This window comes from Raineya sp., assembly GCF_053497555.1.
Genome location: NZ_JBRCWE010000047.1, coordinates 1 through 18,758, shown reverse-complemented (window position 1 = coordinate 18,758; position 18,758 = coordinate 1). Strand labels below are relative to the sequence as shown.

General features: G+C 38.8%; 18 protein-coding genes. 11 read left to right on the top strand and 7 right to left on the bottom strand.

Translation table 11 applies throughout. The features are described from left to right. Positions 1–77 precede the first annotated feature (77 nt). The 4 genes from ACWITO_RS05900 to ACWITO_RS05885 form a co-directional block, all read right to left on the bottom strand. Positions 78–872, bottom strand: coding sequence for a 3-hydroxybutyrate dehydrogenase (locus ACWITO_RS05900; RefSeq protein WP_448529077.1), 795 nt, complete (start codon positions 870–872; stop codon positions 78–80). Positions 873–1,132: 260 nt separating this feature from the next. Further along, positions 1,133–1,543: a hypothetical protein gene (locus ACWITO_RS05895; RefSeq protein ID WP_448529076.1), complete on the bottom strand. Its 411-nt coding sequence runs from the start codon at positions 1,541–1,543 to the stop codon at positions 1,133–1,135. Between the two features lie 132 nt (positions 1,544–1,675). Beyond that, complete coding sequence (locus ACWITO_RS05890; RefSeq protein ID WP_448529075.1) at positions 1,676–3,004, bottom strand: FAD-dependent oxidoreductase; 1,329 nt, start codon at positions 3,002–3,004, stop codon at positions 1,676–1,678. 65 nt (positions 3,005–3,069) lie between these two features. Next, a complete protein-coding gene (locus tag ACWITO_RS05885; protein ID WP_448529074.1) occupies positions 3,070–3,465 on the bottom strand; it encodes a hypothetical protein in 396 nt (131 codons plus the stop codon). Between the two features lie 110 nt (positions 3,466–3,575). On the opposite strand from ACWITO_RS05885, the gene ACWITO_RS05880 reads away from it, so the two are divergent. From ACWITO_RS05880 to ACWITO_RS05840, 9 genes are all read left to right on the top strand, one after another. Beyond that, positions 3,576–4,919, top strand: coding sequence for a saccharopine dehydrogenase C-terminal domain-containing protein (locus ACWITO_RS05880; protein WP_448529073.1), 1,344 nt, complete (start codon positions 3,576–3,578; stop codon positions 4,917–4,919). Positions 4,920–5,121: 202 nt separating this feature from the next. Further along, positions 5,122–5,940, top strand: a complete 819-nt coding sequence (locus ACWITO_RS05875) for a hypothetical protein (protein WP_448529072.1) — start codon at positions 5,122–5,124, stop codon at positions 5,938–5,940. 5 nt (positions 5,941–5,945) lie between these two features. Beyond that, entirely contained in the window at positions 5,946–7,202 is a 1,257-nt protein-coding gene (hutI, locus tag ACWITO_RS05870) for an imidazolonepropionase (RefSeq protein ID WP_448529071.1), read from the top strand. An 88-nt stretch (positions 7,203–7,290) separates the two neighbouring features. Next, positions 7,291–8,127, top strand: coding sequence for an SDR family NAD(P)-dependent oxidoreductase (locus ACWITO_RS05865; RefSeq protein ID WP_448529070.1), 837 nt, complete (start codon positions 7,291–7,293; stop codon positions 8,125–8,127). 2 nt (positions 8,128–8,129) lie between these two features. After that, positions 8,130–9,611 (top strand): class I adenylate-forming enzyme family protein, encoded by a 1,482-nt coding sequence (locus tag ACWITO_RS05860; RefSeq protein ID WP_165778087.1) that lies wholly within the window; start codon positions 8,130–8,132, stop codon positions 9,609–9,611. Positions 9,612–9,687: 76 nt separating this feature from the next. Continuing rightward, positions 9,688–10,098, top strand: coding sequence for a hypothetical protein (locus tag ACWITO_RS05855; RefSeq protein ID WP_448529069.1), 411 nt, complete (start codon positions 9,688–9,690; stop codon positions 10,096–10,098). 94 nt (positions 10,099–10,192) lie between these two features. After that, positions 10,193–11,446, top strand: a complete 1,254-nt coding sequence (kynU, locus tag ACWITO_RS05850; protein ID WP_448529068.1) for a kynureninase — start codon at positions 10,193–10,195, stop codon at positions 11,444–11,446. Between the two features lie 143 nt (positions 11,447–11,589). Continuing rightward, on the top strand, positions 11,590–12,189 hold the full coding sequence (locus ACWITO_RS05845; RefSeq protein WP_448529067.1) for a hypothetical protein: 600 nt from the start codon (positions 11,590–11,592) through the stop codon (positions 12,187–12,189). Beyond that, the gene (locus ACWITO_RS05840) at positions 12,173–12,844 is read left to right on the top strand and encodes a DUF4159 domain-containing protein (protein WP_448529066.1); all 672 of its coding nucleotides are present in this window, start codon (positions 12,173–12,175) and stop codon (positions 12,842–12,844) included. Before ACWITO_RS05845 ends, ACWITO_RS05840 begins: the two co-directional genes overlap by 17 nt. On the opposite strand, the gene ACWITO_RS05835 is transcribed toward ACWITO_RS05840, so the two are convergent. The 3 genes from ACWITO_RS05835 to ubiE all read right to left on the bottom strand — a co-directional run bounded on the left by ACWITO_RS05835 (position 12,841) and on the right by ubiE (position 15,339). After that, entirely contained in the window at positions 12,841–13,767 is a 927-nt protein-coding gene (locus ACWITO_RS05835) for an MlaD family protein (protein WP_448529065.1), read from the bottom strand. The two genes, ACWITO_RS05840 and ACWITO_RS05835, sit on opposite strands and share 4 nt — an antisense overlap. A 33-nt stretch (positions 13,768–13,800) precedes the next feature. After that, a complete protein-coding gene (gene porT / locus ACWITO_RS05830) occupies positions 13,801–14,478 on the bottom strand; it encodes a type IX secretion/gliding motility protein PorT/SprT (protein ID WP_448529064.1) in 678 nt (225 codons plus the stop codon). Between the two features lie 132 nt (positions 14,479–14,610). Then, positions 14,611–15,339, bottom strand: coding sequence for a bifunctional demethylmenaquinone methyltransferase/2-methoxy-6-polyprenyl-1,4-benzoquinol methylase UbiE (ubiE, locus tag ACWITO_RS05825; RefSeq protein WP_448529063.1), 729 nt, complete (start codon positions 15,337–15,339; stop codon positions 14,611–14,613). 150 nt (positions 15,340–15,489) lie between these two features. Here ubiE and purL point away from each other — a divergent pair, with 150 nt between their 5' ends. Further along, positions 15,490–17,730 carry a phosphoribosylformylglycinamidine synthase subunit PurL gene (gene purL / locus ACWITO_RS05820; protein WP_448529062.1) on the top strand — a complete coding sequence of 747 codons (2,241 nt, stop codon included), beginning with the start codon at positions 15,490–15,492 and terminating at the stop codon, positions 17,728–17,730. 67 nt (positions 17,731–17,797) lie between these two features. After that, positions 17,798–18,758: AAA family ATPase (locus tag ACWITO_RS05815; RefSeq protein WP_448529061.1), on the top strand; the 961-nt coding region annotated here is incomplete at its 3' end.

Here is an 18,758-nt window from a genome sequence, read left to right as displayed (position 1 = left end):
TTTTCCCTCACTGGGATTGAACTCTAAAATCATAAAATAAAAAGGGCAGATAAACTGCCCTTTGGTTTGGATAAAACTTACTGAGCCGACCAGCCCCCATCCACAGGAATTGAAACGCATGTAATGAGTTTAGCGGCATCGGAGGCAAGAAACACCACCAAAGCACCGATTTGTTCTACGGTAACAAAATCCTTGATAGCGTGTTTGTAGAGCATTACTTTCTGGATAACTTCCTCACGGCTCATATTGTGGGCTTTCATTTGGTCAGGAATTTGTCCTTCTACCAAAGGGGTAAGTACATAGCCCGGGCAGATAGCATTGCAAGTAATTCCGCAGGTAGCACCTTCCAGAGCAAGCGTTTTGGTAAGTCCTGTAACGCCGTGTTTGGAAGCTACATAAGCCGATTTGAACTCTGATGCTTGCAAAGCGTGAGCCGAAGTAATATTGATAATTCTGCCCCAACCACGAGCTTTCATTCCTTTCCATACGGCTTTGCTGGTATGAAAGGCGGCGGTAAGGTTAATGGCTATGATAGCATCCCATTTATCTTCGGGAAAATCTTCAATAGGAGAAACGAACTGAATACCCGCATTATTTACAAGTACATCAACACTGCCCCAAGTTTGCTCTGCTTGGGCTATCATAGCCCTAATTTCTTCACCTTTCATCATATTGGCAGGGTTGAAAAGCGTTTTTACGCCATATTCCTTGGCTACATCTTGGGCAACTTTTTCGGCGGCGTTGCGTTCTTCATCATTGCGTACCAATCCATTAAACATAACATTGTAGCCTGCTTGTGCAAGGGCTTTGGCAATGCCTAAACCTATACCGCTGGTGCTTCCTGTTACAAGTGCATTTTTTCCATTTGCCATAGAATTGAGGGTTTTAAGGTTAAAACAACTATTTGCGTTAAAAAGTGAGGGTTCAGAAGTTTAGAGTTCAAAGGTTTGAAAGGCAAAATTTGTATAAGATTTTGTTTTGTAGCTATTTATGTTCAGAAAGTTCAGGATTTGAAGTTTAAGTCTTTAAGGGCTTTATCTCATATTTTTTCTATTTTCTTAAATCCTGTTTCTTGTATCTTGTTTCCTGTTTCCTATTACATATTACACAATTAGAATTGCACAATTATTTTTTAGCTATCTAAAAAGCCACCATCAGAGGTTTCATCTGCAAATTCTTCATTTCTTTCTCTCATTCTGCTACTATCCTGATGAGAAAAAGGACGAAAACTGCTTTGACGATAAAAATTATCCCTCATCATAAAATACCATAGCCAATCATCATAATCGGAGGTGCTGGTAGTAGTAGCTGTGCTCTGTTTGTGCTTTTTAGCAAAACATTCTACACACAAAATTTCACGCTCTTCAGGTTTGGTTTTGATAATACCTGTTTCTCTATCAGGTTCTAAACCTTTGATAGCCTCTAACTCGCCGTGCAAATGTTTTATACAAAAATAGCCTTTACAATGATTGCATTGAGCAACTGCCACCGCTCCACACTCTTTCAAAACAAAATAGCCTAACTTTGTCTTACAGCGTTTCATACATTTTGCTTAGCATAAGAAGGTGAAAAGTTTAACAAAAAACATTAAACTTTGAACATCAAACTCTTTTCTTTGGCAAGCTACAATTTTTTTCAATGGAAGCAAGCATTTTTAGTGAAATTTTCAAAAAGGCTAAGTCAAAACTTGCTTTTGCAAGTTTTTAAGGCTATTGTAGGCTTCTTGCAAAGAAACTTCGTGTATATCTTGGTACTTCTGACAAAGCCCTAAAAGATACTCGTTTTGCTTATTTCCTAATTTTTGAGCTACCGAATAAGGAATTTCGGGGTGAAAGGTAACCATTGAGTATTTGGAATGGTAATCGGGGTAATTGTTTTCTAAAAAATACTCCAATTTTCGCATTCTTTGAAAGTCCTCATCATTCACTTTATCACGCATCTCAATAAAATTTTCCAAAGCCAAATCTGCAATGGCATCGGTATCTTTCTTGCGGTTTTTCTGATAAACTTCAAAGATTTGTTCCCAATCTTGGTTGTACTCATCAATGAGTTTATCTAACAGATAGCAATCTTCAAAAGAGGCATTCATACCTTGTCCGTAAAAGGGAACAATGGCGTGGGCGGCATCTCCCAAAAGCAGTGTTTTGTGAGCTTTCCAAGGATAGCTTTTCAGTGTTCCGAGCAAACCCACAGGATTTCGGAAAAAATCTTCCTCAAAATCGGGCATAAGTGCCAGAGCATCAGGAAAATACTTTTGGAAAAACTGACGAGCCTTATAGGGCGTATTGAGCGAAGCAAAACTTTCTTCGCCTTCATTTTGTAAAAATAGCGTAACCGTAAAACTGCCATCAAGATTAGGCAGAGCTATGAGCATAAACGAATCTCTTGCCCAAATATGTAAAGAATTTTTATCCAAAAGAAACTCACCATTAGAACCCGTAGGAATTTCCAGTTCTTTGTAGCCGTGGGCTAAAAAATCGGTATTGCCTTGGCAGAAACCTTTTTCTTGCATTTTTTGCCTTACGATAGAGCCAGCTCCATCTGTTGCAAAAATAACATCAGCCTGAAAGTTGAAATCTTTGAAATAAGCAATACTTTGCTCAAAATCAATATCTAAGCAAGGACATTCAAAATGAAATTTTACTCTTGGGTATCTTTCGGCGATATTCATCAAGGCTTCGTTTAGCCCACCACGAGAAATGGAATTGATGTACTCGTTTTCATCTTTACCATAGGGAAGGAAGGTCAAACCACCTTGCAAATCGTGTATCATACGCCCACGCATACGTATAGCAAGAGGTAAAATTTCTTCGGCAATATCCAAATCTTTCAAAGCTCTGATGCCTCGGTGCGAAAGAGCTAAATTTATAGAACGACCTCCCTCATAGCCTACTTTGCGGCTATCAGGACGTTTTTCAAAAATATGTACTTCATAATTTCGGCGAGCCATATACACCGCCAGCAAGCTACCTGCCAGCCCCCCGCCAATGATGGCAACTTTCATAATTTTTTGACATTAGACACAAGACATTCAACAATTAGAATTGCGAACCTTCAAACCTTTGAAGCTCATTTATATTTGATAGCCACGGCTTTCAAGTCGTAGCCGTATTTGGTTTGGCTCACAAAAACCTGATAGTTTAGGTTCATAATGGCATCGGCTCCCATTTCTTTGGCTTTTTGAGAAAGAAAAAATATCATTACTTCTTTCTCGTCGTAGCTATACCCTTTGGGCAAATCGCCATAGTATTGTTTTTTACGCTTTTTTTCGGGGGCATAGTAGCTTTCTTTTTGCATTTTTACATCGCCAAGCACTTCGTAAGGGCGTTTAGGCTCTTCTTTATCCCAAAAAACATCTGTTGGATATTTGGCATTCATCATTCCCGAACGAAAACCAATGGCACAACCTGAAAAAATAAGCAGAAAAGACAATATAACAGCCTTCAAAATAAATTTTACAAGCATTACGGAATATATTTATGCCTCAAAAATATAAAATTTCCCGCCAAAATACTTTTTTTTCTGAAAATTGTGAAATTTTGTGCTATTTTGCAATGCAAACAACGCAAAAGTTTATGAAACACAAAGTTTTACTTCTTGGAGCAGGTCGTTCGGCTTCTACGCTTATCAAATACTTGGCTGAAAATGCTCAAAAATACAAATGGCAAGTAAGTGTAGCAGATATGCAGAAAGCATTGGTGCAAGAGAAAATCAAGCCTTATTCAAATTTGAAAGCATTTACCTTTGATATTCAGAATACCCAAGAGGCTGAAAAGCTCATAGCGGCAAATGATGTTGTTATTTCTCTGCTCCCGCCTGCCTTACACGTTTCAGTGGCTCGTATTTGTTTGAAAGAACGGAAGCACTTACTTACTGCGTCTTATGTTTCTGCCGAAATGCTTTCGCTGCATCAAGAGGCACAAGAAAAGGATTTAATTTTTTTGAACGAAATTGGTTTAGACCCTGGTATAGACCACCTTTCGGCAATGCAAATTTTGGATAATATTAGAGCCAAAAAAGGGAAAATTATAGGTTTCAAATCTTTTACAGGCGGTCTGATTGCCCCTGAATACGATACCAATCCTTGGCACTATAAATTTACTTGGAATCCGCAGAATGTAGTGCTGGCAGGGCAGGGCGTAGCCAAATACCTTGAAAATGGGCAAATCAAATATATTCCTTATCAGCAACTATTCAAGCGTATTGAAATTTGCAAAGTGGAAGGATATGGTATTTTTGAAGGCTATGCCAATCGTGATTCTTTGAGCTATCAGGAAGTGTATGGTTTGCAGAAAGTGCAAACACTATTGCGTGGTACGCTTCGCAAACAAGGCTTTTGCAAGGCTTGGGATTGCTTCGTACAGCTCGGAATGACGGATAACCAAACCCTTCTGCCCACCCAAAACCTTACCTATGCTCAATTTCTTGCTACATTTTTGCCTTCTCGTAATGCTTCTTTGCAAACTATTTTTTTAGAAACTTTGCAAATTCCTGATAATGAGGAGCAAGAAATTTTGGAAAAATTTGAGTATTTGGAAATGTTCAGTTCAAAATTGCTCCATTACCCACAAAAAGAGGCTACCCCAGCCCAAATTTTGCAATTCATTTTAGAGCAGAAATGGCGTTTAGAGCCGCAAGATAAAGATATGATTGTTATGCAACATATTTTTGATTTTGAGCAAGGAAAAAGCCAAAAGCAAATTGTTTCTGAACTTGTAGTGATAGGCGAAAATAGTCTGCATACTGCTATGGCTCAAACCGTAGGCTTGCCTTTGGGAATGGCTTGCAAACTTGTTTTGGAAGGTAAAATAAGTTCAAGAGGAGTGCTGTTACCCCTTCATAAAGAAATGTATGAGCCTATTCTACAAGAACTTTCAGAGTTAGGAATTATTTTTAAGGAAAAGTTGTTTGAAAAATAAAGTTACTGCTATGCAGATACTAAATCCTTTATATGACGTAGTATTCAAGTATTTAATGGAGGACAACAAAGTGGCGAAGTTGTTGCTATCGGCATTGATAGGTCAGGAGATATTGGAGTTGGTTTTTTTACCACAGGAGTTGCTGGCGGATTTTGATTTTGAGGAGGCAAAGAAGCGTCAGCAGAGCAATCCGAGTATTCAGTTGTCATCAGGTCTAACGGTGTATCGGATAGATTTTACGGCAAAGATAAAGAGTGAGAGTGGAGAGGAGAAGTTAATCATCATAGAAGTACAAAAGAGTAAGCTAACGAATGATATGTTGCGATTTAGGACATATTTGGGCAGTCAGTATGCGAAGCGGGAGTATTTTTATTGGGTGAGCTTGCGGAATACAGGGAGGCGATACAAGGCGGGTTTGCCGATATATGCGATATTTTTTTTAGGATATGGATTGGAGGAGTATGCAGGTATTCCGGTGATAGAGGTGGACAATTGCATACGAGACAGGCGGAATGGTATGATATTGGAGGAGAAAGGTCATTTTATACCTTCGTTATTTCATAAGGGTATAGTGGTGAATATACCTTATTTGAAGCCACGTTATCAGAGTGAGTTAGAGAAGGTGTTGAGCATATTTGACCAGAGTAATAGGGAGGAGGATTATCACATTTTGAATGTGAGGGAGGAGGATTTTCCCGAGAAGTATCGTCCGATAATACGGCGATTGCAGTCTGCGGCACAAGAGAAGGATTTACGGAAGAGAATGATAGCGGAAGATGACTTTCTGACGGAGATGAATGAATATGAAGAACGCATAAATGATTTAGAAAAAAAGGCTGAACAGGAAAGAATTAGAGCAGAAGAGGAGCGTCAGAAGGTAGAAAAATTACAACAAGAAAAGGAGCAGGAAAGGTTAAAAAGTGTACTGACAATGCTGGAATTAGGTATTCCCATAGATGTTGTACAAGATAAATTAGGACTTGAAGATGAATTTCTGAAAAAATATAATCTGAAAAACTAACACCAATGCAGGTACTTTTGGGTAAATTCGCACAAATTCTCACGTTTCAAGCACTTCCTTTCAAAGGAGCTTTGAAAGACGAACAACTTGAAATCATTGAAAATGCAGGTATTTGGATTGAAGATGGGAAAATAAACAAAGTTGGAAATTTTGAAAAACTCGCCAAAGAGGCTCAAAAATTAAACGTAGAAATTTTAGAGTTTCCTTATGCGGATTTAGTAGCTTTGCCCGGTTTGGTAGATTGCCATACGCATATTGCTTTTGCAGGCAACAGGGCGAAAGATTATGCTTTACGAATAGCAGGAGAAACTTACTTAAATATTGCCAAAGCAGGTGGTGGAATTTTAGATTCGGTGCGTAAAACTCGCGAGGCTTCTGAAAATGAACTCATTGAAAATACTCGCCAAAGGGCAGACTTTTTGTTGAAACAAGGCATAACTACCATAGAAGTAAAATCAGGCTATGGGCTTTCGGTAGAAGAGGAAGTGAAAATTTTACGTGCAATTCAGCGGGCTTCTTTGCAAACCACCGCCGACCTTGTGCCTACCTGTCTTGCCGCCCATACCTTACCCCCTGAGTTTCCAGATAAAAATGCCTATTTAGAGTATTTGGTAAATGATTTGTTTCCTATTTTAGGGCAAGAAAATCTTTGCAAAAGAATAGATATTTTTGTAGAGGAAACAGCTTTCCCGTATCAAGTAGCAAAGGCATATTTACAAAAAGCCCAAAAGGCAGGTTTTGAACTTACCATTCACGCCGACCAATTCACTACGGGTGGAAGCCGTTTGGCAGTAGAAATGAAAGCCCTAAGTGCCGACCACTTGGAAGCAAGTTCAGATATTGAAATAAAAATGATTGCCGATAGTGAAACAACGGCGGTTGTTTTGCCCGGTGCTTCTTTGGGTTTGGGAATGAATTTTGCCCCTACCCGTCAGTTGCTTGATGTTGGGGCTTGTGTAGCCATTTCTACCGATTGGAATCCGGGTTCTGCTCCTATGGGCGATTTGCTTTTGCAGGCTTCGGTGCTTGCCGCGAGTCAGAAACTTTCTACTGCTGAAACTTTGGCGGGCATTACTTTTCGTGCCGCAAAAGCCTTAAACTTGCATCATAGTAAAGGAAGGTTGCAAAATGGATTTTCTGCCGATATTGCTATTTTCCCTACCAAAGATTACCGAGAAATTCTCTATTGGCAAGGACAAATGAAGCCTATTATAGTTTGGAAAAATGATAAATTTGTGGAGTTTGAAGTAGCTAATAAATAGATAATTCGTATATCTCAAACGCTTGAGCCTTTGACCTTTTTGAACGCAAATAATTTAAGAAAGTGTATCAAACCTTATTAAAGTGGATTTGAAGCGGTTATTGGAAAAAATATTGTTTCCTACCTCAAAAATTAACCAAAAGCGTCTTGAAAAAGCCATTCAAGGGAAAACTATTCTTATTACTGGTGCAACTTTCGGAATAGGGGAGGCAACGGCTTATCTGCTGGCTGTTTCAGGAGTGCATTTAGTTTTGGTAGCAAGAAGCGAAGAAAAACTTGTATTTTTGAAAAATGAATTGGAAAAGAAGGCTTGTCGGGTTAGTATTTTTAGGGCAGATTTATATGAGGAAACGCAAGTAAAGGAACTTAATCAGTTTATTCAAACGGAAATAAAAAAAATAGATATTCTTATACACAATGCAGGTAAATCCATAAGACGCTCTATTTGGGATTCATTGGAAAGATACCACGACTTCACAAGAACCATACAACTCAATTATTTAACACCTGTCAGTATTACATTGGCTTTGTTACCTATTTTAGCAGAAAGCAAAGGACATCTGATAAACATTTCGGCTTTGAGCGTACGAATGCCTCCAACACCTTATTGGGCGGCTTATCAGGCTTCAAAAACTGCCTTTGACCAATGGCTACAATGTATTGCCCCAGAATTAAGCCAAAAAAATATTACCATTTCTACTTTATATTTGCCTTTGGTGAAAACGAGAATGATAAGCCCAACAAAGGCTTACGAAAATGCTCCTGCTATGCAACCTGAACAAGTGGCGGCTGTAATTGCCAAAACTATCTATAAAAAAAATAAAAAATTTTTTATACCTTGGTGGGCATATCCGATTACCATATTAGGTATTTGGCGTAATAACTTCTGGGCTTGGATAAGTTCTTTATACATCAAAAAAAGATGATAATGATAAGCCGAATATTTTTTATTCTAAACCTGCTAAATGTTTTTACTCCGAAAGGATTTTGGTATTTGTTTATTAGCATCTACAAGTATGGCTTCAATCTGATGACCTTACTTGCTTATTCGGCTTATAGATTTCCCCAAAAGATTGCTATATGCTTTGAAAATAAAAATTTTACATATAAAGAATTCTTGCAAAATACTCAAAAAATAGCCTATGTTTTGCACGCCGCTTGCTATATTCGTAAAAAAGATAAAGTAGGGGTATTACTACATAATTCTGTTGAGCAAATAGAAACTATTTTTGCTCTTTCGTATTTAGGGGCAGATATTTATTTACTCAATCCAGATATAACAGCAGAGCAATTGCAGCCGCTACAAGAAAAACACCAATTAAAGCCAATTATATGCGAAAATCAGCATTTGGATAGGCTTTCGGGGCAAATATCAAAAAAACTAATCAATATCAATCAGTTGGAAACTGCCTCCCCAATAGATACTATACCGAAAGGTTTTGGAGGAAAAATTATCGTACTCACTGGTGGAACAACAGGTGGTTTTAAGACAGCCAAGCATAAGGCTTCTGCCAAAGCATTTATTTATCCCACTTATGCTCTCATCAAAGAATTACAGATTGATAAATATGAGTCAGTTTATATTGCAGTTCCAATATTTCACGGCTACGGATTGGCTACCCTACTGATGTCAGTTGCTTTGGGAAAAAGTATGTATATTTGCAAGAAATTTGAAACGAAACAAACGCTGGAGAGTATAGAAAAATATCGTATTGAGGTGGCAACTTTTGTGCCTACAATGCTTCGCAGATTGCTTTTGGAAAATACAAAGGCATTAGCTTCTCTTAAATGTATAGTTTGCGGTGCCGCTCCTTTGCCTACGGAAACAGCCAAGCAAGTTATTGATAAATTGGGAACCATTTTGTACAATCTTTATGGCTCCTCTGAAGCAGGATTTTGCATTATAGCAAACCCCAAGGATTTAGAAAAAAATATAGCAACTATTGGCAAACCCATTGAAGGCGTAAGAGTTCGTATTGATAGCCCAAATGCAGAAGGCATAGGCGAACTATGCATCAAAAGTGATTGGACAATCAATCCCAAAGACTGGATTTATACTGGTGATTTGGCTCGGTTAGATGATAATGGACTTGTTTTTCTTTATGGAAGAAAAGATGATATGATTATTTCGGGTGGGGAGAATGTGTATCCTATTTACACAGAAGAAGTTATGCTCAAACACCCCGCTGTTGCAGAGGTTGTGGTTGTAGGAGTTGCAGATGAAGATTTTGGACAAATTTTGAAGGCATTTGTTGTAGTTAAGCCCAATCAGGGAGTTACTGAACAAGCATTAAAATTGTGGCTTGCTGATAAATTGGTAAAATTTCAAATTCCGAAAAAAATAGAATTTGTAACACAGATACCTTATACAAGTGTTGGAAAAGTTCAGAGAAAGTCCTTCAAAAATTAAAATTGTGCTTTGGGCGTTACTTGTTTGCGTTATGCTTTTAATTGCTTAATTTTGTAACTTAAAAATCTAAAAATCAATGAAAAAGCTAATTTTACTTTCAGCTTTACTTTCGGCTTGTCAGGTGAGTGAAACCAAAAAAGAAAATAACTCGCCGCACCAAAAATTATTTGAAGAGGTAATGGCTATTCACGATGAGGTAATGCCTTCTCATCATATCATTGCCAAATACCGAGATACACTCACAATGGAATTGCAAGAGCTTGAAAAACAAAAAGATACAGCTAAAATAGGCAAATTCAAGCAAATTCAGCAAGAACTGGACTATGCCTACAAAGCAATGGATTTGTGGATGAGAGAGTTTGATGAAAATTGGGATAAAAAATCTCCTGAAGAGCAGAAAGCCTATTTGGAAAAAGAAAAAGAAAAAATTGCGAAAGTCAGCGAAAAAATGAAAAAAAGCCTTGAAATGGCAAAAAGCAGAAAATAGAAGAGTATCTTTTTGGATAAGCTCCATTTCAAAATTTTGAAAATCAAAAATTTACATACACTAAAAACTTGTAAATTAACTCAATCAATCATTTATGTCTGAAAAACTTGCTCTGGCACAAGATTTAGATGCCCAAGATGAATTGAAGCACTTTCGCAATCGTTTTTTTATTCCCAAACACGAGGGAAAAGAAGTAATTTATTTGTGTGGAAACTCCTTGGGGCTTCAGCCGAAAGCTACCAGCGAAGCTATACAAAAAGAATTGAATAAATGGGCTGAATACGGTGTTGAGGGGCATTTTGTAGGAGAGCAACCTTGGTGGCAGTTCCGTAAGCCTATCAAACCTTTGCTTGCTGAAATTTTGGGAGCGAAGCCTTCCGAAGTTGCTATAATGAATAGCCTTACCACTAATTTGCATTTGCTTTTGGTAAGTTTCTACAATCCTGTGGGCAAACGCACCAAAGTACTTATGGAAGCGGGGGCTTTCCCTTCGGACCAGTACGCTATGGAAACGCATTTGCTCGCAAGAGGCATTCTGCCCAATGAAAACATCATTGAAGTAGCTCCACTTGCAGGCGAGCATACATTACGCACTGAAAGTATTTTGCAAGCTATTGAGCAAATAGGTGATGAATTGGCTTTGGTGATGTTTGGTGGGGTGAATTATTACACAGGGCAAGTATTTGAAATGCAGAAAATCACCCAAAAAGCCCACGAAGTAGGGGCAACAGTAGGCTTTGACCTTGCTCACGCCGTTGGTAATGTAAAACTTGAACTCAATGCTTGGCAAGTAGATTTTGCAACTTGGTGTTCGTACAAATATCTGAACTCGGGTCCAGGTGGGGTTTCAGGTATTTTTATTCACGAAAAGCATCATCACGCTGATTTACCTCGTTTTGGGGGTTGGTGGGGGCAAATAGAAAGCGAACGCTTTTTGATGAAAAAAGGCTTCAAACCCATTCCTGATGCCGATGGTTGGCAACTCTCTAATGAGCCTATTTTGCCAATGGCAGTACATCAGGCATCACTTCAAATTTTTCAGGAAGCTACAATGGATAAGCTCGTAGCGAAAAGTAATTTGCTTACGCATTATCTTTATGAGTGGCTCTTAGAGCTTGCAGGGGAGCATATTGAAATTATTACCCCCAAAAATCCGCCACACCGAGCCGCCCAACTTTCTATTTTTGCCAAAAGCAAGGGAAAAGAATTGCATAATTTTCTTCTGAAAAATGGTATTATTACCGATTGGCGAGAACCCAATGTTGTGCGTATGGCTCCTGTGCCACTTTACAATACTTTTACAGAAGTTTATCGGACAGCCCAAAAAGTAGCTGAATTTTACAAATAAGAAAAATACAAAATCGCTCTTTGAAAAGTCTAAAATATCGCAGATTTACTTCAAAAAGTGAAAAAAATCTAATTTTTACTTTCCGAAACTGCATTTTTGGCAGTATTTTTGTAAATGTTTCTTAAAATGCAGTTTGGTAGCCTATGATAAAAACTTTACAATATATTCAAACGCCTTGGGGCTATTTTGAGCTGGATATACATTCCGATTTGGAGCGAGCCATTGTGGAAGATGTAGAATGGCAAGAGGGGCTATTTTTTGGAAAACCTCGCTACGGACACCCCGAAGGTAAAATCATAGCTCATATTCACGAGGTACTGGCGAATGTGGATAATTTGCGTTGGAAAATCGCTGAAACAGATTACCAAAAATTACGCCTAATTACGCTCATTCACGATACTTTTAAGCACAAAGTTGATGAAAAACAACCCCGCATCGGTGCGAATCATCACGCTTTTATTGCTCGTCAGTTTGCAGAAAAATACATTTTGGATAAAGCCACTTTGGATATTATTGAACTGCACGATGAAGCCTATCACGCTTGGCGAGAAGAGTATTTCTGCCAAAGACCACAAAAAGCCCAAGAGCGTTTAGAAAAACTTTTGACACGTTTAGACGAAAATTTGCAACTTTTTTATCTATTTTTCGTTTGTGATACACAAACAGGCGATAAAAACCAAGATTCGCTTCGTTGGTTTGAACAAAAAACAGGTCTTGAAAGAATTGATGCCAAAGTTTTTTAATATCATTATTCTGGCAAGTTGGCTACTCAATGCTAATTTGCTTTTTGCTCAAAGAACCGCTACGCTCAAAATTGCCAAACTTAAATACAATGGCGGTGGCGATTGGTATGCTAATAAAACAGCTCTGCCCAATCTGATTGATTTTTGCCGTAAAAATTTGCGTATGAACCTGCACCCCAAAGATGAAGTGGTAGAGGTGGGCAGTCCTGAAATTTTTTCTTATCCTTATGTGTATATGACAGGACACGGCAATGTTACTTTTTCGCCACAAGAAGCCCAAAATCTTCGCCGTTATCTCATTGCAGGTGGTTTTTTACATATTGACGACAACTACGGCTTGGATAAATATATCCGAACAGAAATGAAAAAGGTATTCCCCGAGCTGGATTTTGTAGAATTACCCTTCAATCACCCCATTTATCATATCAAATATAGCTTTCCGAATGGTTTGCCCAAAGTACACGAACACGATGGTAAACCCCCACAAGGCTTTGGCTTGATTTACGAAGGCAGGTTAGTCTGTTTTTACTCTTACGAATGTGATTTGGGAAATGGCTGGGAAGACCAATCCATTTACAACAACCCCGAAGAGCTACGTCAGCAGGCTCTCAAAATGGGGGCAAACATTCTTTTTTACGCTTTCACCAATTACTAAAACCTCAAACGAATATATCTTTGCGGCTTCTGGCGTAAGTCAATAAGCAATTTGGTGAGTTCTGCCGAAGTTTTGGTAAGGTTTTCATATAAAGTTTGGTCTTTGAGCAAAAGTCCCAAAGTGCCTTCCCCTTTATTGAGTTTGGCAAGTAAGGTTTGCAATTCGGCAAGAGTTTTTTCTGCCTTATTCAGCGTTTGGTTGAAATGAATTTTTTGCAAAGAATCGGCAAAAGCATCTACTTTTTTCAGTATATCAGGCAATTGTTTGCTGGTTTGGGTAAGGTCTTGCGAGAGTTGCTTGAAGTTGCCCGTAATACCCAAAAGGTTGTTTCTATTTTCAGCAATAGTTCCTTCCAAAGTTTGAGCAGTTTTTTCAAAAGTTTGAAGTGTATTTTTTACATTCTTACCAATACCTTCAAAATCAGCCAAAATATCATTGACCTTTATCATTATGCTATCTACTTTGGCAAGTACGGGGCTGGCTTGGTCTTGCACACTGCTTAGTAGGCTTTTTTTAATGCCTGTTTTGAGTGTGTCGTCATAGCGTAAAAAGGGTTCTTTGTAGTCCAATTGTAAATCAATACTCACGCCCCCCAAAAGGTCTTTATCAATGAGAGCAAGGGTATTTTTACCCATATTGATTTTTTCGTTCAAATCAATAGTAACCAGCACTTTGCCATTCAGACGGGGATTTTTGGCATTTTGTAAAAACTTTACATCAAGCACTCTGCCAATCGTAACGCCATTCACTTTCACCAAACTGGCGGGGGCAAGACCTTGTACATCATCGTACAAAGCATAGTAGTAATGGCTTGCGGCAAAAAAATCTTTTCCTTTCAAAAAATTAAACCCTAAATAGAGCAAAGTAAGCGAGGCAATTCCTAATACACCTACTTTGAACTCATTACTGATTTTTAGTTTCATAGCCGAAAAAAATTTCTCAAAGAAAAGCAAATTTTATTCAAAAAACAAATATACCGAAACGCTATGCGAAACCAAACTGCGTATTTGGTTGGTAAATTGGTTATCGTCGGGAACAAGTAAATTGCCCAATGTATGGGTAAAACGAATTTCAGGAGCAAATTTGAACATTTCATAAAAACGCTCAGTGCCAAAGCCATATTCTATGGCAAAACCTGCATTGCGTATGCGTATGCGTTCAGGCTCTTGCGAGGCTTTTGTGCCAAGCGAAAAATAAGGCTTTATGCCTGCTATCATAAACATACGAGCATTATGCCTGCGTAAAGATTTGATTTTAAGCATCAGAGGAAACTCTGCGGTGGTATTTTCTACAATTTTTTCAGTGATTTGTTTGGTATTTGCATCTTGAAATTGAATGATACGTTGCCCAAAAACAGCCGTAGGCGAAAGACGAATTGCCAAGAGTTCAGCAGGCTGAAAGGTAGCCGCAAGCCCCACTGAAAAACCCCAAGCTGGTTTGTTATTGACAATCCAATTGGAAGAAGCATTCAAATCTGAAGTGCGAATACTGAACCAACTATGATTAAGCCCCAAAACAAAACCATAGTGCATAGGCTTCTCGTCATAATCGTCCAAATGCGTAATATGCCCTTGGGCAAAAACCATATTTAAGCTCAAAAGATAAAAGCAAAATGCAATGCAAGTTTTTTTCATATCGTAAGTATTTGGTAACTATTTGGCATTCAAGAGTGTAAATTTTTGATGTTCAAAGAATTAAAGTTTTGCATTGTAAATTAGTATTGTTTCCTGTTTCCTGTCTCCCGCTTCTTCTTATTTCCCTAACCATCATTTTTCGCCCATATACACCGAGCAAATTCCGAAAGAAAGCGGTTTGCAAATTACATTTTTGAAGCCAATTTTTTCAAGAATTTGCACAAAATTTTTGCCTTCGGGGAAAGCCTCTACTGATTCGGGTAGGTACTCGTAAGCGGCTTTGTCTTTGGAAATAAGTTTTCCGAGCCAAGGCAAAAAAGTTTTAGAATAAAACTGATACAGTTGTTTGATAGGGAAAGCCGAAGGTTTGGAAAATTCTAAAATCATTATTTTGCCTTTGGGCTGGGTTACTCGGTAAATTTCCGATAAACCTTGTTCTAAATGAGCAAAATTCCGAACACCAAAAGATACCATTACAGCATCAAAGATACTATCGGCGAATGGCAAATTTTCAGAATCGGCAGTTTGAAGCGATATTTTTTCAGTTAGCCCCAGTTTCTGTATTTTTTCTTTGCCCAAAGCCAGCATACCTTCTGAAATATCAATCCCTACAATCTTTTGAGGGTTAAGCATTTTTTGTGCCAAAATAGCTAAATCCGCTGTACCCGTAGCAACATCTAAAATAACTTGTGGCTGACTACTTTTGAGCATAGCGAGGGCTTTTTTTCGCCAACTTTTATCAATACCCGCACTGAGCAAGCGATTGAGCAAATCGTAAGTAGGCGAAATTTTATCAAACATTTCTGCGACTTGCTCTTTTTTACTTTTCTGACTTGATTTGTAGGGAATTATCGTTTCCATTACCTTTGTTTTTTGAAGCAAACCAAATTTGTAGGCTCTTTGTTCTGTGGAAAAATCTTACAAGTTTCGGTAATTATTTGCAGGCTTCAAAATTTTTTAGAAATTTGAGGCTTGAAAAAGGTTTTTTCACAAATCTAAAAAAATTTTTCAATGGCAACTCGTCCCGATTTACTGGAAACCGCCCTCAAACTCGGACTTTTAGAGGAAGAATATCATAAAATCGTTGAAATTCTTGGCAGAAAGCCTAATTTTACGGAGCTATGCTGTTATTCGGCAATGTGGTCGGAGCATTGCTCTTACAAAAATTCTATTGTTTGGCTCAAAACCTTGCCCAAAGATTCCCCTCGTATGCTTGCCAAAGCAGGTGAAGAAAATGCAGGTTTGGTGGATATAGGAGAGGGGTACGCTATAAGTTTCAAGATAGAATCGCATAATCACCCTTCAGCCATTGAGCCTTACCAAGGAGCCGCAACGGGAGTTGGGGGCATCAATCGTGATATTTTTACGATGGGGGCAAGACCTATCGCTCAGCTCAATTCGCTTCGCTTTGGCAATTTGGATAATGAGCGGGTGCGTTTTCTGCTCAAAGGGGTAGTAAAGGGCATTGGCGATTATGGCAATGCCTTCGGTGTGCCTACCGTAGGGGGTGAGGTGTTCTTTGATGATTCCTTTACGATAAATCCATTAGTCAATGCTTTTTCGGCGGGGGTTGTGAAAACAGATAAAATTGCCCGAGCCATAGCCAAAGGCGTAGGTAACCCTGTGTATATTGTGGGTTCGGCAACAGGCAAAGATGGAGTAGGAGGGGCGGCTTTTGCTTCCAAAGATATTACTGGCGAAAGTATCAAAGATTTGCCCGCTGTGCAAGTAGGAGACCCTTTTCAAGAAAAATTGCTTTTGGAAGCTACTTTGGAAGCCATTGCTACGGGTTTTGTAGTAGGCGTACAAGATATGGGAGCGGCGGGTATTATCTGCTCTACTTCGGAAATGAGTGCCAAAGGGGGTGTAGGTATGGATATTCACTTAGATAAAGTGCCTTTGAGGCAAGAAAATATGCAACCCTTCGAAATTCTCATTTCCGAATCGCAGGAGCGTATGCTAATGGTAGTAGAAAAGGGAAAAGAAAAAGAAATAGAAGCTATTTTTGAAAAATGGGATTTACACTGCTCTCAAATTGGAGAAGTTACCGATACAGGCATCTTGCGTTTTATGATACTGGGCGATACGGTTGCCAAAATTCCTGCGATTAGTTTGGTTTTGGGGGGCGGTGCCCCTGTATATGTACGCGAGTACAAAGAGCCTGCCTATTATGCCGAATATCAAAAATTTAATATCAATAGCGTTCCTGATATTACAGACAAAGACATTCCTAAAATTGCCAAATTTTTACTTGCACACCCTAATATTTGCTCTAAAAAATGGGTTTATGAACAATACGACTCAATGGTAGGAACAGCCAACCAAAGTACAAACGCTCCTTCTGATGCGGCGGTGGTAATGGTAAAAGGTACAGATAAATCTATCGTGATAACCGTAGATTGTAACTCTCGTTACGTACAAGCTGACCCCGAAATTGGCACAATGATAGCAGTTGCCGAAGCCGCCCGAAATATTGTTTGCAGTGGAGGAGAGCCTGTGGCTATTACCAATTGTCTCAATTTTGGAAATCCCTACAACCCTGAGGTGTATTGGCAGTTTGTGGGGGCTATCAAAGGTATGGGAAAAGCCTGCCGTAAGTTCAATACACCTGTAACAGGAGGAAATGTTAGTTTTTACAATCAATCCAACATAGACGGCAAAGAAATCCCTGTATTCCCTACACCAACGATTGGAATGTTAGGTATTTTAGAAAAAAGAGAATGGCAAACTACTTTGGACTTCAAAGAGGAAGGAAATTGGATTTACCTTTTAGGGCATACCAAAAACTGCATTGCTTCCTCAGAATATTTGTATTCCTATTTGGGCATAAAGGGTTCGCCTGCCCCCGAATTTAGTTTGGAAGAAGAATATCAATTGCAAGAACTAATCAAGGGGCTTATTCGCAACAAACTTGTTCGTTCTGCTCACGATATTTCTGATGGCGGCTTGTGGGTGGCTCTTGTAGAATCGGCATTGCCGAGAGGCTTTGGTTTTAGCATAGCTACTCAGCCACTTTATCGCAAAGATGCTTTTCTTTTTGGTGAGAGTCAGGGTAGGGCAATTGTTTCGGTGAGTGGCAAGCCTCGCGATACAATGAAGTTTGAAAAGTTTTTGGAGAAAAAGGGAGTGCCTTATACATTTTTGGGTAGAGTAACCGCAGGCGATTTTGAGGTAGATGGGAAAAAAGTGATTTCTACCAAAGAAGCCAAACGCATCTATGAGGAAAGTTTAGGCAAAAAAATGAGTCATTAAACTCCAAAATGATAGAAAACCTGACAAAATCTGTCAGGTTTTTTGCAGAAAAAGTAAATTTTGCGGTATGAAACAGGTTTTCTTTCCTTATGGATTGAGTAATTTCCCCCAAGTAGTCAGCGAGTATGTGTATGTAGATAAGACTTCCTACATAGAGTTACTGGAAACAAGGCGGGAACGTTTTTTGGTGTATTTGCGTCCTCGCCGTTTTGGGAAAAGTTTGTTTGTATCGCTATTGGAGCATTATTATGATATAAGGCGAAAAAAAGATTTTCAGGAACTTTTCGGTCGGTACTATATTGGTAAAAATCCGACTGCAAGGGCAAATAGCTATCGGATATTGTACTTTAATTTTAGTGCTATCAATACAGATACGCGTGAAAGCAGTCAAGACGGCTTTAATAGCCGAGTGAGCAGTCAGTTATGGAGTTTTATTGAAAAATATCATCTTTTTGATAAAACGATTAAAGAGCAGATTTTTAGCATTTATGATGCTGAGAAAGTATTAGCTAACTTTTTTGATGCATACACGGCAAAGGAAAAAATACCTATCTACTTACTCATAGACGAATACGACCACTTTACGAATGAAATTCTTGCCCGCAGTATTCAAGAGTTCAAAGAAACGGTATCGCTGAATGGTTATGTACGAAAGTTTTACGAGGCTATCAAAAACGCTACCCAGCAGGGTATAGTAGATAGATTTTTCATTACAGGGGTTTCGCCTATTACAATGGATAGCCTGACGAGTGGCTTTAATATTGTCAAGCACCTCACTCATCACAAAGATTTTGAGGCAATGATGGGCTTTTCGGAAGGGGAGGTAAGAGAACTATTGAACTTGGTTTTAGAGGACAAGAGCCGAGAAGAGCAAATAATGCAAGATTTGCGAGATTACTACAATGGCTATCGTTTTTATCCATTGAGCGAGCAGAATATTTACAATTCGGATATGGTGTATTTCCTTGACCATTTCAAACACGACCAAACTTATCCTCGTCAGATGTTAGACCCGAACATAGCTCCTG

Coding starts and splice junctions, on each gene's coding strand:
- ACWITO_RS05835 (WP_448529065.1), bottom strand. CDS start 13,767: ATGAAACTAAAAATCAGTAATGAGTTCAAAGTAGGTGTATTAGGAATT.
- purL (WP_448529062.1), top strand. CDS start 15,490: ATGGCAACTCGTCCCGATTTACTGGAAACCGCCCTCAAACTCGGACTT.
- hutI (WP_448529071.1), top strand. CDS start 5,946: ATGCAGGTACTTTTGGGTAAATTCGCACAAATTCTCACGTTTCAAGCA.
- ACWITO_RS05900 (WP_448529077.1), bottom strand. CDS start 872: ATGGCAAATGGAAAAAATGCACTTGTAACAGGAAGCACCAGCGGTATA.
- ubiE (WP_448529063.1), bottom strand. CDS start 15,339: ATGGAAACGATAATTCCCTACAAATCAAGTCAGAAAAGTAAAAAAGAG.
- porT (WP_448529064.1), bottom strand. CDS start 14,478: ATGAAAAAAACTTGCATTGCATTTTGCTTTTATCTTTTGAGCTTAAAT.
- ACWITO_RS05845 (WP_448529067.1), top strand. CDS start 11,590: ATGATAAAAACTTTACAATATATTCAAACGCCTTGGGGCTATTTTGAG.
- kynU (WP_448529068.1), top strand. CDS start 10,193: ATGTCTGAAAAACTTGCTCTGGCACAAGATTTAGATGCCCAAGATGAA.
- ACWITO_RS05840 (WP_448529066.1), top strand. CDS start 12,173: ATGCCAAAGTTTTTTAATATCATTATTCTGGCAAGTTGGCTACTCAAT.
- ACWITO_RS05895 (WP_448529076.1), bottom strand. CDS start 1,543: ATGAAACGCTGTAAGACAAAGTTAGGCTATTTTGTTTTGAAAGAGTGT.
- ACWITO_RS05860 (WP_165778087.1), top strand. CDS start 8,130: ATGATAAGCCGAATATTTTTTATTCTAAACCTGCTAAATGTTTTTACT.
- ACWITO_RS05880 (WP_448529073.1), top strand. CDS start 3,576: ATGAAACACAAAGTTTTACTTCTTGGAGCAGGTCGTTCGGCTTCTACG.
- ACWITO_RS05855 (WP_448529069.1), top strand. CDS start 9,688: ATGAAAAAGCTAATTTTACTTTCAGCTTTACTTTCGGCTTGTCAGGTG.
- ACWITO_RS05890 (WP_448529075.1), bottom strand. CDS start 3,004: ATGAAAGTTGCCATCATTGGCGGGGGGCTGGCAGGTAGCTTGCTGGCG.
- ACWITO_RS05885 (WP_448529074.1), bottom strand. CDS start 3,465: ATGCTTGTAAAATTTATTTTGAAGGCTGTTATATTGTCTTTTCTGCTT.